Annotated in this window: 13 protein-coding genes; 8 read left to right on the top strand and 5 right to left on the bottom strand. The window is 37.4% G+C overall.

What is annotated here, in order from left to right; translation table 11 throughout:
* The first annotated feature begins 101 nt into the window (after positions 1-101).
* The 3 genes from GQR87_RS14555 (at position 102) to GQR87_RS14545 (ending at position 2,161) form a co-directional block, all read left to right on the top strand.
* The gene (locus tag GQR87_RS14555; protein ID WP_233267277.1) at positions 102-542 is read left to right on the top strand and encodes an NIPSNAP family protein; all 441 of its coding nucleotides are present in this window, start codon (positions 102-104) and stop codon (positions 540-542) included.
* A gap of 111 nt (positions 543-653) precedes the next feature.
* A complete protein-coding gene (locus GQR87_RS14550; RefSeq protein WP_158970537.1) occupies positions 654-1,382 on the top strand; it encodes an ABC transporter substrate-binding protein in 729 nt (242 codons plus the stop codon).
* Positions 1,383-1,735: 353 nt separating this feature from the next.
* Complete coding sequence (locus GQR87_RS14545; protein ID WP_158970535.1) at positions 1,736-2,161, top strand: hypothetical protein; 426 nt, start codon at positions 1,736-1,738, stop codon at positions 2,159-2,161.
* Between the two features lie 239 nt (positions 2,162-2,400).
* On the opposite strand, the gene GQR87_RS14540 is transcribed toward GQR87_RS14545, so the two are convergent.
* On the bottom strand, positions 2,401-2,715 hold the full coding sequence (locus tag GQR87_RS14540) for a multidrug efflux SMR transporter (RefSeq protein ID WP_158970533.1): 315 nt from the start codon (positions 2,713-2,715) through the stop codon (positions 2,401-2,403).
* Positions 2,716-2,875: 160 nt separating this feature from the next.
* A complete protein-coding gene (locus GQR87_RS14535; protein ID WP_158970531.1) occupies positions 2,876-5,041 on the bottom strand; it encodes a multiheme c-type cytochrome in 2,166 nt (721 codons plus the stop codon).
* A gap of 197 nt (positions 5,042-5,238) precedes the next feature.
* Between GQR87_RS14535 and GQR87_RS14530 the strand changes: the two genes are divergently transcribed.
* The 5 genes from GQR87_RS14530 (at position 5,239) to GQR87_RS14510 (ending at position 12,449) form a co-directional block, all read left to right on the top strand.
* Positions 5,239-6,330, top strand: coding sequence for a lactonase family protein (locus GQR87_RS14530; RefSeq protein WP_158970529.1), 1,092 nt, complete (start codon positions 5,239-5,241; stop codon positions 6,328-6,330).
* Between the two features lie 122 nt (positions 6,331-6,452).
* Positions 6,453-6,764, top strand: a complete 312-nt coding sequence (locus GQR87_RS14525; RefSeq protein WP_158970527.1) for a DUF1330 domain-containing protein — start codon at positions 6,453-6,455, stop codon at positions 6,762-6,764.
* Between the two features lie 138 nt (positions 6,765-6,902).
* Positions 6,903-7,634, top strand: coding sequence for a ThuA domain-containing protein (locus GQR87_RS14520; protein ID WP_158970525.1), 732 nt, complete (start codon positions 6,903-6,905; stop codon positions 7,632-7,634).
* Positions 7,635-8,209: 575 nt separating this feature from the next.
* Positions 8,210-11,335, top strand: coding sequence for an FG-GAP-like repeat-containing protein (locus GQR87_RS14515; RefSeq protein ID WP_158970523.1), 3,126 nt, complete (start codon positions 8,210-8,212; stop codon positions 11,333-11,335).
* 58 nt (positions 11,336-11,393) lie between these two features.
* Complete coding sequence (locus GQR87_RS14510) at positions 11,394-12,449, top strand: serine hydrolase (protein WP_158970521.1); 1,056 nt, start codon at positions 11,394-11,396, stop codon at positions 12,447-12,449.
* A gap of 177 nt (positions 12,450-12,626) precedes the next feature.
* Here GQR87_RS14510 and GQR87_RS14505 read toward each other — a convergent pair whose 3' ends face one another.
* Genes GQR87_RS14505 through GQR87_RS14495 form a run of 3 tightly spaced genes read right to left on the bottom strand, consistent with a single transcriptional unit; the run spans position 12,627 to position 14,875 of the window.
* The gene (locus GQR87_RS14505; RefSeq protein ID WP_158970519.1) at positions 12,627-13,790 is read right to left on the bottom strand and encodes a glutathionylspermidine synthase family protein; all 1,164 of its coding nucleotides are present in this window, start codon (positions 13,788-13,790) and stop codon (positions 12,627-12,629) included.
* 45 nt (positions 13,791-13,835) lie between these two features.
* Positions 13,836-14,450 carry a DUF1190 family protein gene (locus GQR87_RS14500; protein WP_158970517.1) on the bottom strand — a complete coding sequence of 205 codons (615 nt, stop codon included), beginning with the start codon at positions 14,448-14,450 and terminating at the stop codon, positions 13,836-13,838.
* Positions 14,451-14,458: 8 nt separating this feature from the next.
* Positions 14,459-14,875 carry a DUF350 domain-containing protein gene (locus GQR87_RS14495; RefSeq protein ID WP_158970515.1) on the bottom strand — a complete coding sequence of 139 codons (417 nt, stop codon included), beginning with the start codon at positions 14,873-14,875 and terminating at the stop codon, positions 14,459-14,461.
* Positions 14,876-14,914: the final 39 nt, after the last annotated feature.

Raw genomic sequence — 14,914 nt, 5'->3', positions numbered from 1 at the left:
TTTGGGGAAACAAGTTAAACTTTTGTTTAATAGTTATGGCCAGTAAATTGTGAGATAGTACTGGGTTAATCAATTAAGATTATCTTTTTAGGGGTTCTATTTTGACATTAAATTTTAGGTTTTTACTCAAATCAGCATCATCACTTGTAGGTTTAATGTTTTGCTTAAGTTCATTTGTTGCAACAGCTGCACATCACAATGAAAAACCGGCAAAAGTGTATGAGTTGCGTACTTATCATACTCATGAAGGAAAATTAGACGCGCTACATGCAAGGTTTAAAAATCATACGCATAAAATATTTAATCGTTTAAATATGAAAGTAGTGGCTTATTGGACACCCACTCATTCTCCCGAGTCTGAAAATACATTGATATATATTTTGCAGCATGACAGTGAACAAGATGCAAAAAATAAGTGGAAAACATTTGTTGCTGATCCAAAATGGAAAGTGGCTTACAAAGCATCGAAGGTAAATGGACCTTTAGTGAAAAAAATTGATGTAGTGTTTATGCAATCTACTGACTATTCACCGGCATTATAATTTGCAGAACGTAAATAAAACATTGCGCTGTATTGACTCATTTATTAATGTTATCAGCACTGAGGCACATTATATTTTAGCTGTTCTCAAAAACGTCTCAGGTGTGATTAAATGAATTTCATATACGTTACATGTTTGTTTTTATTGTTATCTTTGTCAGTAATAGCGGCTGAAACTATTACCGTGATGTCGGGTATAAATAAACCACCCTATGTCATACAAAAAGAAAATAGTGGCTTTGAAATTGAATTGATCCACAGCATTATCAGCAGTATGGGTAAGTCAGCTGAGTTTAGTTATGTTAATTATGGCCGAGCCTCAAAAATGCTGTATATGCAGGGTGTGGATGCTGTTATGAGTACTAATAAAAAGGTATTTGTTGACGAGTCTGTGTTAACTGAGCCTTATATTTATTATCAAAATGTGGCAATTTCTTTAGCCGAAAATAATTTTAAAATAAATACGATCACTGATTTAGCCAAACATAGTATTGTCAGTTTTCAATTAGCTCATAAAGTGTTGGGACAATTATTTTATAATGCGGCTATGTCTAGCCCTATGTACGTACAAATGAGTGACCAAGCAAGACAGCCGGAAATGTTGTTCAGAAAAAGAACGGATATTGTTATTGCTGAAAAACAAATTTTTTACTCATTATTGGCGCAATCAAGTTGGGCTAGTAAAGCGGATGATGCCAAGGTGCATTATGTTTTCCCAAAGACAGCATATTCTATGGCGTTTAAAGATAGAAATAATGTAGCTTTATTTAATGTGGCTTTAAGAAAGGTGTTAGCAACCAAAGAGTATATCCAGTTAAGACTTAAATATGGTTTTGATTAATTGCTTGGTCATTCTTTTTTATTCCCACCTTTTATTCGATTTCATATAGCTACTAGCTAACACGCTGTTTGTGTTAATAATATACAAATTGCTGTAATACCATTCAGTCAACAATAATCGCTCCCAAGTTATGAAATTATATTATTGAAAATTTTTTAACGACAATGAATAATACATTTGACCTTTGCGGTTTATTCTTAATTCACTTTAGTATGCGGCTATCCTACTTTTAAAAATGGCGGCCGACACTTAACGAATTAAATTCCCATACCGATGAACCTTACTCTTTTAATTAATAGACGGTGGGGATAATTATGTTTTTTGATTTCTTAAGCTAATAAGGAAAATCCAGTATGAATACAGTTTTACAAAATGCATTAGCTAAAGGTCATGGCATTAAAAATGGTCGTGCAGTGTTATCGTTGTTAAAACCTTCAAATTCACGAAATAAAGCTAAGGCGGATATTGTGATTAGAAAAATATCCATAGAAGAACGGTACTTTTCTGGCAGAGGATTTTTATGTGCTAACCCCCTGTTAATGTGCATGATCCAAGCGACCGATATTGATAACTATAAAGGTAATGATGAATTAGTTTTTTTCGTGGATGCTGGCGCGGCTCCAAGCAGAGATAATAGAACAATACTTGTGTTATTAAACAATCGATATTTTTTTAAAAAATTTAGTGGCATAGATAATAAAGATATAGTGATTGGTAAAGTGATTGGTCAGAATGAAATATCAGAGTTAGGTCTGGCTGTCGCTGATGCTAAGGTTTAGTTAAACACAAAAGAGGGTTATCTAGTCAGTTTTAACATAAATTATCGAAATATATTTCGATAATTATCTGAATAACCTGAGTTCTGGATAAGAAGTATCGTATAAGCTAAATTTATCATTATAATTCAATGGTTTAATATTTTTGTCCAAATAATCTCACCTAAATGCTCACTCGGTGACGAAATTTTTCGTGTATATCAAGGCGGATTGTTGTGTGTAATAGCAGGCTATCATGTTACTTAGTGCGAGAGTTTTAAGCCAACTACGCCAATTATAATTAAGCATAGAAAAACTAATTGTTGAGCAGAAAGTATTTGTTTAAATATAAAGTGATCAACTATGCAAATACTGCAAACACCTATAGCGAGCCAAATAATATAAGCTTGTGCTGTGGGTATGGTTTTGATTGCTAGGGCAAACAATAAGAGGCTTGCAGACATAGAAAAAATGGCAAACAGAGTGTAGTAAATGTGTGTGAATCCAGCTGACTTTTGCACACCATATATCCATGCACCTTCAAGTATTCCAGCAATCAACAATAGTAACCAAGACATGAGACCCTCAAATATAAGTTTTGGGGTCGTCCCGCAGTAATATAGAGAGGTGAGGTCGTCCCCACTTCAGATGATATATTTTAGCTGATTAAATAAGTAAGACAATCTATATTGAGCCTAGGGGAAATATGTATTTCTCCCAAGGCTAGATTGTTTTGTTTTATTGAGGTAAATACTTTTGAAAAAAGTCGTAAGAACTTCTGTCCGATAGCTTTTGAGCAAAGCTCATACCTAATTGGGCTAACTGATAAGGGGCAGGGTATTTACCAATGACCATTTTTAATTGCGCTAATGCCTGTTGGGTTTTGCCTACATTATCTAGAGCAATAAAATAAACATAGGCATATTGCATGTTTTCTGGCTCTAACTTTATGGCTTGCTGAAATGATTTTAATGACGCTTGTTTTTCACCTGCACGAATTTGGTGTAAGCCAAAACTGTAGTGCAATATGCCAGATAATGGATTGTTGCTAATACCTTGTTGATAAGTGCTTTTTTCTTTATTTGTGGCTTGTGAACGACGATATATGTCGGCCAAATTGATATAAGCCGCAGGAAAATAGGGATCAATCTTAATAGAATGTTGCAACGATTTTATCGCAGGTTCAAGTTGTTGTAAGTTGAGCTGTACCATACTCATATTTAAGCCACCTTCGCCTCGCCACATACTGACTTTATGAGAGGTGGTTAATTCTTCAAAAGCTTGTTTTAACTCATTTGAATGATCAATACCTAATTGTAATAAGTGGGTAGCGGCTTGTACACGAACGGCCTTAAATTGGTCTTTTAGCAATGCTAAATAACTTTTGCTTCGTTCAGGTAAAGGTAACAAAAAGCCAATTTGTGCGGTGGCTAAGCGGATTAAAGGTTCAGATGAGTTGACCCAGCTTTTGATTTGCACATCAGTTAACTCTTGAGCTGAATTAGGTAGTAGGGCAATGGCACTTGCCCGATAAATTTCATTTAAGTTTTTGTCGTTAATAATGGCCAAATGTTGATCAAGAGGCAAAGTGTATTGGTGTTGCAGTTGGATTAAAGCCAACTCATTTTTACTTAAAGGATTATTGTTGCCATACAGTGTTTTGATTTGGCTTTTCGCCCAACTTGCGCTTTTATCTTGGTGACAGGTGTTACAAGTATTGGGAGCTTGATAGTTTTGCGTGAGCTCTGGACGAGGGATCCTGAAACTATGATCTCGTCTTGCATCAACGCCCATATAGGTTTTTTCAGGCATGTGACAGCTCACACATTGTCCGCCTGCTGAATCGGCAGGGTGATTTAAATGTTTATCTTGTTGATAGGTTTCTGCGCTGTGGCACTGAAGACACAAGCCATTACCTTGTACTTTTAATTTCATCGTATGTTGGTTATGGCAATCTAAACAGTTAACCCCAGCATCAAACATTTTGCTCTGTAAAAATGATCCATACACATACACCTCTTCTCTGATTTGCCCATCTACGTGGTACATAGGTTGACTCAGAAATGAGGGAGAAAATTGGTCTAAAAATGGTTTGTTAGGTGTAATACCATCGGTGAGTGGTGTCCGTAACGAGTGACAGGCAAAACAATTGTCCATAAAACTATTATCACGTTTTTCACCTTGCCATTGTGCTACTTTTTTACCCGGAGTATGCAACCATTGGCCAAGAGCTTTTTGTTCTTTGGCATTAAGCTTAAGGGCGTTATTAGTTGTTTTAGCTGTTTTGTGAGCCGTTGTATGTTCTGCCATGGTGCCATGACAAGACTGACAACCTACATTAATGTTGTCCCATTTAGTGTCAAAGTGATTGGTTTCAGCAGTGTATTTACGCTGTAAACCGTCTGAGTGACAATCGGCACACATCCCGTTCCAGTTCTGTAAAGGTTGTTTCCAATGCAATCGGTCGGCGGCTTGAATGTCTTCGTCAGCATACACTGGATACCATTTTTGTCCTCCTTGCTCTTTAGGACGAGAGTCCCAAGAAAAGGGAAATACTTGGTATTTATTATCGCCAGTTTCGATTAGATATTGTTGTAGAGGATAATGGCCAAAGGTATAAGTCACTTGGTAATCAGTGGTTTTTCCACCTTCAGTAAAACTAATGTGAAAATTATCGCCTTTTTTATAAAATTTTGCAGTTTGGCTATGATGTGTAGCGGTGACATCAGAAAAGTTACCCAGCACTGATTTTGCTGTTGCTGTATCCATGGCTTTTGCATGATCTGAGGTTTGCCAATCAGACACGGCTTGTTTATGACAAGATACACAATTTTCAGCTTCAGTATCTGCTAATACATAAGCTGAAAAAAGCGTGCTAATTAAAAGTAGTTTGATAAAAGACATAAATGAAATTTGGAACCTTAAGTACGGCCGAAAAGGCAAAAAGCATAAAGTGTAATGGTAATACGCATTTAGCACCGATAAAAAGAGCGATGAGTCTAACAGATAATTTTACAGGTTAAAAATATGTATGAACATATTAAACTATTGTAAAGTAGTAGGCATACGTGGAACTGATTTAAAAGAAAATGGATAAATAGATGAAATTAAGAACAATACTTTGTGGTTTGTCATTGCTGATAGCACAGACTTCATATGCAGCAAAACAGGAATTTTTAATTGGTACTTATACCCAAAATGGCAGTGAAGGTGTCTATCGTGTTGTTTTAGATGATGAAAAACAACAAATTAGTAATATGGGGGTTGTGGCTGAAGCGGTTAATCCATCTTATTTAACCATTGATGCTAACAATAAAAATATCTTAGCGGCAACAGGCAGTAAACAAGGCGGGATTGCTAGTTTTAAATGGAATAACAAAACGTCTAAGTATGATCTAGTGCAACAAGTTGAAGGGCTGGGCAGGGGAGCTTGTCATATTGCCACCAACCCTGATGGATCAAAAGTGGCAATTGCAGACTATGGCTCTGGCGAAGTTTTTATGTACTCTATTGACCGTCAGTCATTAAAGTTAACCAAAGCAGGTTATTTTAAAAATGAAGGTAAAGGCGATAACAGCCGCCAAGAAGCGCCCCATATGCACTATGTTGAATGGGACAAAACTGGCCGATTTTTATACGCTGTCGATTTAGGCACAGATGAAATTAAGTTGTTCGATAGCCAAGATAAAACATTTACCGCCCAAGTTGCGGCAAAGCTACAAGCTGGTGATGGTCCTCGCCATATTGCCCAACATCCACAAAAAGCTTGGGTATTTGGTATAAACGAATTGTCGAATACAATTACTGTTTTTGATCAAGATTTAGAAACAGGTAAATTAAATGCCAAACAGCGAGTTGAATTATTAACTGAAACTGATCCTAAAGGTAATACTGCATCCGCTATTAAAGTATCAGATGATGGACGTTATGTTTATGCTGCTGTACGAGGGGTAAATACTATTTCTGTGTTATCTGTCGGTAAAAATGGCAAGCTTAAATTATTACAACAACACTCGACTATTGGTAATTGGCCAAGAGATATTACTATTTCTGCTGATCAAAACTATCTTCTGATTGCGAATCAAAAATCAGGGGATATTTCGGTATTAGCTAGAAATCAAGAAACCGGTTTGTTGTCAGCAACAGGTATGCAATTAGCCATAGATACCCCTTCCTATATAGGTAATTTTTAAACACAGCCATGTGCCTGCCTTGGGTAGGCACATGGCTAACAAGATAAAAGAAATACAGTTGATAATATATCTATCTGCTGCTCTCAACCCGTTATACTTTTTCTAAACCTTTCAGATAAATTATGATCCAGATTATCGTGTTATTGTATGCCAGTAAAAATGGAATGGAAGGTTTAAGAGAGTTTGAATCAAAGGCCATTCCCATTCTCAGCGAGCATAAAGGCATATTGATCAGTGCTTCATCTAATCAAGAAGTCAGTGAGGATGAACCTGACGAGATCCATGTGATCCAGTTTCCTAGCGCGGCAGATTTTGAAGCTTATAAATGTGACCCAAGTATTATTACGGATTGGTATAAAGCCTTAGCATCATTAAAAAATGAAATGATCAGAAAAATGGATGTATTGATCACCCATAATTTTTATCAATATTAAACTGAGTCTCGTTTATACCTTGCTCACATTGACAAATAACATACTTGCTAAGTTTGGGGGGCTAGGTAAACTTTGTTCCTAAAATTTAAATGGGCTAGTCAAAAAATGTTAAATCAGCTTTTAGTTAGAATTAAAAGATTGAAGGCATCTTTAATTTACATTATTTGCATGTGTATTCTGCTGTCCTGTTCCACTGTCAAAGAGGATGAATTATCTGTTTTAGTGGTTCGAGGCGGCCATAGCTATGACACCCCTGATTTTGAAATAATGAGTAGCACTCTTGATGGTATTCATGCTGATTTAGTTTTAAATGCACATTTCTATCAAATGAAAACAGCGGATGTTAAAGCAAAATATGATGCAGTTCTTTTTCTTAATCAGAATAAACATTACCCAGAATATAGCTGGAACAAGGATAAGTATTTAGCGTTAAGCAAACAGGGAGTGGGTATGGTGTTTTTACATTTTACTTTATCTTCTCAACCTGAATGGGATGAGTACCATGATTTGATTGGCGGAAAGTGGTATTTAAAAAATTACACCCAAGATGAAAGTTTACATTCTACCTATTTCACCGATATGACATTAGATATTGAAGTGTTAGATAAGACCCATCCTGTAACAAAAGGATTGGATAACTTCATTCTAAAAGATGCTTTTTATGGCAATATTTATATGGATCCTAGTGTGCATCCTTTGTTAGCCACTAATCATCCTGATGTTTCGAAGGTTATTGCTTGGCAGCATTCATATAACCAGGCAAAAATTGTTTATATAATGCCTGGATTTACCAAAGACGCTTACACTAACCCTTCCTATAAAAAACTTATTAGTAATGCCCTTCATTATGTTGGTTTAGCTAACAACTAGATTGAGTTTAGTTAGATTCAAAATTTACTCAGCAAGTTGAGCATTAGGTTAATAGTTGACTAACCTGAATACTGGATAAGCCGAACCTCTCGATAACGCTATTTTTGTGCCTAGCGGCGTTGGATTGTCTAGCAATAACATGTTATTACGTAGGACAATCCACCTTGCTATATACAAAAATTTCGTCACCGAGTAAGCATTCAAGTGAGGTGATTTGAGTGAATGGTATTAAGCTATTGAATTGTAATGATAAATTCAGATTAGACGATACTTCTTATCCAGAACTCAGGTTAACTAATACTTAAAGCCATATTGTTCGGTTTGTTGAGTCTTCAGCCTTTATTATTTCACTTAATTTAACCCCATAGATTCTGGATATTTTGTCTTACACATGTTTTTAAATCTATCTTTTACTTGTTTATTGTTAACAAAGATCTTTTAGTCGAGCAGCCAGTCAGGTAAAGTAGTGGGCTTTTAAATAGTGCTAATTGTTAATTATTTACAATTTATCGCTCATTCATTCCTTCTAGATCTTTGCTCGGCAAATAACTAGACAAGACAAATATAAAGACAAAATGAAAGTTAAATATATATCAAATAAATGGACCGCAAACTTACTTGCGGCTGCAGTCTCTGGTTTGTTGCTGGTGGCCTGTAGTAGCTCTAAAAATGTGCTAGAAAATCAGCTGATTAATAGCGAAAGTGGTTTTAGCATTGCTCATGACATAACTGGAAGTTTAACTAAAAAGTTAACGCTAGATGTTATTAACCCTAAAAATTATGCCAATATTAGTGTGTACGCTAATGATGAATTAATAGTGGATAACTTGGATGTACCCACAACTGGGCAGCAGGAGTTGCAGGTTTTAGTGCGCTTTAAATCTCTTGGTCAAGTTAACTTAAAACTAGTCTCTAACCATGCAAGCTTAACGTTAAATAGTTTGCTGATAGAAGATGCTGGGCAAATACAATTACCAGAATACCGAGATATTACAGTTAAAGCCGGTATGGATAAAGCCGAGTCAATTAAATATGGCGGCCCCACTATTGCTGATATGGATAACGATGGCGATTATGACTTTATTGTCAATAACCATAACGCCGAAAGCAGTAAATTATATTGGAACAATGGCGACGGCACCGTTAGTAAACATCATAAAAATCTATCTCGTTGGTTTAAACACGATTTACATGGTACCGCCGCCGGTGATTACGACAATGATGGCGATTTAGATCTCATTGTGACTCAAGGTGGTGGCAATGGTAAAAATCCATCAAGGGCTAATTTTTTACAAAATAATAATGGTCAATTTGTCTTAACGACCGGTGATGTAGGTATTGTAAAAGGCTCTCGAGGACGAGGTGCACAGTGGTCTGATATGGATTTAGATGGCGATCTTGATCTTATGCTTATCAATGAAGAAAGTTTAGATCATGAACGACCTATTCATCATTTTTATGAGAACTTAGGCACAGGTAAATTTGCCCGTAAGATGATTGACGGTGTGCAAGATCAGCATCCTTCTCGATCGCTATTAACAGATATCAATGGTGATAATATTGATGATCTGATTTTGTATAGCCCTTTGTCAGTATGGCAAGGTAATGGCGATTTTACCTTTACCGAAGTCACTGCCAAGTTTCCTGAAGCCGTTACTTCGCTCAAAAGTATTATGGCTATCACAGATATTGATATCGATAACGACGGCGATTTAGATTTATACCTAGCTACCAGTGAAGAATTTGAATTTGGCACAATTGAAGCTCCTTCAATCGATTATGAACCCAGTACAGAAACCTTTTCGATTAAACCGAAAGGCACCAAAGGAACCGATGAATTTGAATTTATAGCTAACAATGACTTTAATTTTACCAACTATAGTTATTTAGCTAGAGGTGGTTTTAATGGCAATAACTATCCTATATTTTTAGGGGAAAGCAAAAAACAGCTACTTCCAAAATTCAAAGGCTCTGTTGGTATATCAGCTGATCAAGCACAAGGCTGGCCTGATGATATTAGCCAAAACGGTATCTATTTTGGACATACAGCTAATGGCAACTGGAAAACGGCTGTGGTGCGTAATGGCAGCATTTTTTGGAACTTTAAATTTAGCCTAGTAGGTGTGAAGTCTGTTGTCACCAAATTTGAGCCTAAAAACCGCAATAGCACAGAATTTTTATTGAGAAATGATGGTGATAAATTTACCGATGTCTCAAAACAATGGAACATTCCTACCGCCACTAATGCCTTTGGAGTGACCACTGGCGATTTTAATAATGACAGTTACCAAGACTTGTTTGTTTATCGTTGGGGTAAAGTCGGTGCCATGATTTCTGATTATATGTTGTTAAATACTGGCAACGGAAGTTTTGTTACCACTACTATGCATGGCGCGAATGATGTAGGTGGACCGGGAAATGGGGATATGGGCCAAGCTTTCGATTTTGATTTAGACGGTGATCTTGAATTGCTTAACGGCAGTGAAGGAGGAGAGTGGTATCTCTACGAAAACAACTCTTCTGAACAGGGTCACTATGCTTTGGTTAAAGTCGGTTATTCACCTGTGTCGAATGTTGATGCACTGTCAGCAGAAGTCATTTTAACCACGGCTAAACATAAGTACCGTAAACGAGTAGGCTCTGCAGGCTCGGTCTTTTCGCAAAGTTTACTAAATATTGTACATTTTGGTTTAGGTGAACTTGATGAAATTAAAAGCATTCAAGTGAAGTGGCGTAACGGCGAAACCGCTGTGTTTAAAAATAAAAAAGCCAATCAAATTTTTGATACCAATAAGTTAGATCCTGCATCTGTCGCCATCACTACTGGCCAATTAAACCTTAGAAAAGGCACATCAACTACTTTAGCAACCCAAGTTAAACCTGTTAATGCCGCACAAGAGTTTGATTGGATATCAAGTGATGAAAGTGTATTAAGTGTTGATCAACAAGGTGTGGTTACAGCAATAGGTGAGGTAGGGCAAACCGCTAACATTACAGCGATTAGTCAAGCTAATGGTAAACAGGCCACAAGCCAAGTGACAATTGTAGATTGGTATGCACAAACTGTTGAATCCATTTCATTGTTAGCGTCTGGCAATCACACTCAGTTGATCTCTGGCGATAGTTTAGCTTTACAAGTGTCTGTACTACCTAATAATGCCGATGATAAAAGTGTGACTTGGTCAAGTAGTGACACCCGAGTTGCCGAAGTTAATTCAAAGGGTGAAGTTAAAGCTTTAACTGCTGGGACAGTCACCATAACGGCTAGCTCAAATGTAAACTCGTCGATAAAAGCAGAGTTAACTCTCACTGTATTACCATTAATAAAACCTTCATTAACCATCACTAATGCAGCGTTTATTGAAGAGAATTTACGAGTTGGAGAAGAGCTAAATATTGCAGTGGATTATCACGCGGGTAGTGGTAATCAAGTTATTTCCTCTGATCAAGGTGGTATTCGTTACTGGCTGAGACACTTTAGGTCAAAATGGAGCCCTATTAAAGATACTGTCTTAATTGATACTAACGCATTAAAAACAGAATCAGGTCAATCATCAATGAGTATATCGCTAGATGGTTTAACTCCTACTGATGAATTGCCTGCAGGACAGTTTTACCAACTAAGAGTGTCATTCACTAATAGTAAAGGCATGGTACAAGATGCATTGATTTATCCTTTAGATATTAAAAAGGCTGATTAGTTGTAATACTGCGCCACTCAAAGGGGAATAAAGCAGAGTGGCGCAGACTGAGTGTCTTATGAATAAAAAACAATCAAAACTAATAGTACGAATTTTGTTGTTAATTGGCACCTTCACTTCTTTATTTTTTGTGCCTTGGATTTTAGTTTGGGCTTGGTTATTACCTTTGCCGGCAACGGTTCAACAGCAAGTCAATCAAGCTGTTGAGCATGGCTTTGATGGTATTATTGTTTATGTAGATCAGGTTGGTAAGCCGCCAGAATTTTATGCTGCTGGCTGGAAAGATCGAAAAAATAAAATACCAGCAGATCCTCAAGCCTTTTTTAAAATAGCCAGTATTAGTAAGTTATATATCGCCGTGGCTATCACCAAACTAGTTACCGATAAACGTTTGTATTTAGATCAAACCCTAGCCGATTATTTCCCAGAACTTTTGGGACGAATTGAAAATGCTGATAAAATTACAGTGAGATCTATGGTGCAACATCGTAGTGGTATTCCGAATTTAACCGATAGTGCTGGCTTTTGGGGCGATCCTCAGAACAGTAAAAATGCCCTTAAATTAGCACTTGATTTACCAGCGAGCTTTGCCCCTGATGAAGGCTATGAATATTCCAACACTAACTATTTATTGCTTGCTGAGCTGATTGATAAGGTGGTGGGGTATCATTATTTCCAATATATCAAGGAAGAAATTTTGATACCTCTTGGGCTAAAAAACACTTATGGTTCGCTATCAGAAGTGAATATAGACGATGTGATGAGCGGCTATTACGTGGGTTTTGAGTCGGATATAAAGACTAATGATTATGATTTAGATGGGTATGGGTCAATAATCGCAACAGCACAGGATGTGGGCATATTTTTACGGGCATTAAACGACGGATCTGTGTTTGATCAAGGTGAACAAGAAATCTATGCTTCTATTTATGTCTACGAGCACACGGGTTGGGTGCCCGGTTACCAAAGTATAGCTAAATTCTACAAAGACTTGGATACTGTGGTGATCCAATTTAACAATACTAATGGCGGGTATCACTGGAATACCGCAGAAATTGTCTATAACAGGATTGTGAAAATACTGGCTAATAGAGAAGATAAAAGCAGTAATTAGGAAATAGAAAAAGCATATAAGCAGTCGCTAGTTACGAGGAAAAGATAATAGTAAAGAGTAAAAAACCAAACCGTGTCCCAGAGTGACGCCGAGAAAAACAATAGAAGGTTAAAATCGCTATACAGAGAAAATAGCTAGTTTCTGCTATCAACTGCTTCATTCTGTCCTAGTCTGCCGTTAAATACAAATATGCGGCAAAAAGCGGCTGGAGTCTTGGGTGATGAGTGAGGAGTCTTCTCGCATAGAAATACCTGCTGGTTGATCGCCCACTAACCATGAGCCTATTAATGTATGGTTTTGGCCAAATTTAGGTAGCGCATAAAATTCTTGGTAAATAAACCCTTCTTCTCCATATGGCCCGTCAGCATGCATTATAGTTTTACCTTGCTCTATGATACTAACGTTGGCGCCCTCACGAGAGAAAATAGGCTTTCTAACCAATTTAGACTCAGTGGCTTTGGCTAGTTCATCTTCAAAATATGCTGCCAATAGATTCGGGTGGTTAGGAAACATTTTCCATAACATGGGCATTAGTGCTTTGTTAGATAAAATAGATTTCCAAATAGGCTCAATCCAGTTCACGCCTGCATCTTTAATGGCAGCACCAAAGTCTTCTCTTTGCATAAACTCCCAAGGGTATAGTTTAAACAGAGTGTCTATTTTGTTGTTTTGTAAATCACTAAAACTGCCACATTCTGCTAAACCGATATCTTCTATAAAAACAAAATCATTCAGTAAGCCAGATTCTTTGGCGCAATCTTGCAAATATTGTACTGTGCCTCGGTCTTCTTCAGTGTCTTGGCAACAAGCAAAATGCATATGTTCAATGCCATAGTGTTTAGCAATAACAGCTAACCTGTGCACTAACTTTTCTTGTAATGAATTAAATTGATCAGATTGTTTGGGCAGTATACCAGCGTTGACTTGTTCTTCTAACCACAGCCATTGCCAAAAACCTGATTCGTAAAGTGAAGTAGGAGTGTCTGCGTTATTTTCGTATAATTTTGCTGGGCCTTTACCGTGATAGGCAAAGTCTAATCTGGAATACAAACTGGGGTGTTTTTGCTGCCAAGAGTCAGCAATTTGTTGCCAAAACCCTTGAGGTATTTGAAATTTTTCAAGTAGCTGTTCAGAGTGAACCACTTCATCCACTACAGCTAAACACATTTGCTGAATTTCTTCTGTGGGATCTTCTAAATCTTGTTCAATCTGTTGCAACGAAAACTGATAGTAAGCGCTTTCATCCCAATAAGGCTCTCCATACATAGTATGAAATTTAAAGCCAAAATCGGCAGCTTTACGCTGCCAATTGGCGCGTTCCTTTATGTCAATTCTTAACATGGATTGGCTATCATCCTAAAAATTTTAGGAATAATAGATTGGGGGTTATCCACCCCAACCACCTTTTTTACTGCTGCTTCCCCAGCTTGATTTAGCCCGCACACTACTACCAAAACCACCACGTTTCATGGTTTTATTCACAGTAGGTTTAGGTTTAAGAGCATTTTCACTGACTTTCATAGAACGGCGACGATTATCACCAAAGTCAGCGCCATCAGCGCCAACCCAACGGTTTCTGTATGACGAATATCTCGAGTTGGAAGTGAACAGAGGTTGAGTATTATACCCCCTAGGAGACATCAAATTACTCAGCATGTATCCAGCCATAAATGGCATAAAAAACGACCCAGAACTATTTTGCACTGTGCGGCACTGGTTTGCACCAAACTCGATTTCACAGTCATATTGAGAGTTGTATTTAGGCCCTGTACGTTCAGCTTCTGCCACGGCTTTTTCGTAAGCGGCTTGGCATTGCGCTGCGGCTTCTGGATTGGCATTGGTACAATCTTCTGGACTAGTAAATACTGATGCATCTTGTTTATCGCCACAAGAAGATAAAAATATCGCTGTGATACCTAAGGCTAAAGGCTTTACACTAAAACCTTTGCGCATACTGGCAACATTGATTGAGCGAGAACGTTTACTTTTATTGGATTGCATATGCCCTCCTAGTAACTCATGCAGGCAGCGTTAAGCAACCCAACAGAAATAGAAACAGCAGCTAAAATTGTGCCAGCAGAGATTTCATTGTTATCAATTCTCTCGGCAATTTTAGGCATGAAGGTAAAGCGTAATAGAGCAAAAGCAAAGGTTTGCGCAATAATAGCCACAATGCCCCATATTACGTAATCGATTAAAAATTCTGAGTTCGACACCGCGCCTGCTAATGCAATACTGAAACCAATCATAGCCCCGCCAAAACCTATAGCAGCAGCTTGATTTTTATCTTCTTTGACTAACTTCCACTCGTCATGGGGAGTGACAAAGGCATAGACAATTTTAAACACAAATAACAATATAATTGAAACAGCAAAGTACAGGGCAAAATTACCTAAGCCTGATATTGAGTGGAGGATAGCATCCATTTTTTTTCCTTAATGACTTATTCTAAATAGTGGAGTGTT

Source organism: Paraglaciecola sp. L3A3 (genome assembly GCF_009796765.1).
Classification (GTDB): Bacteria; Pseudomonadota; Gammaproteobacteria; order Enterobacterales; family Alteromonadaceae; genus Paraglaciecola.
The sequence above is the reverse complement of the archived record's forward strand: the minus strand, read 5'-3'. Positions and strand labels throughout refer to the sequence as shown.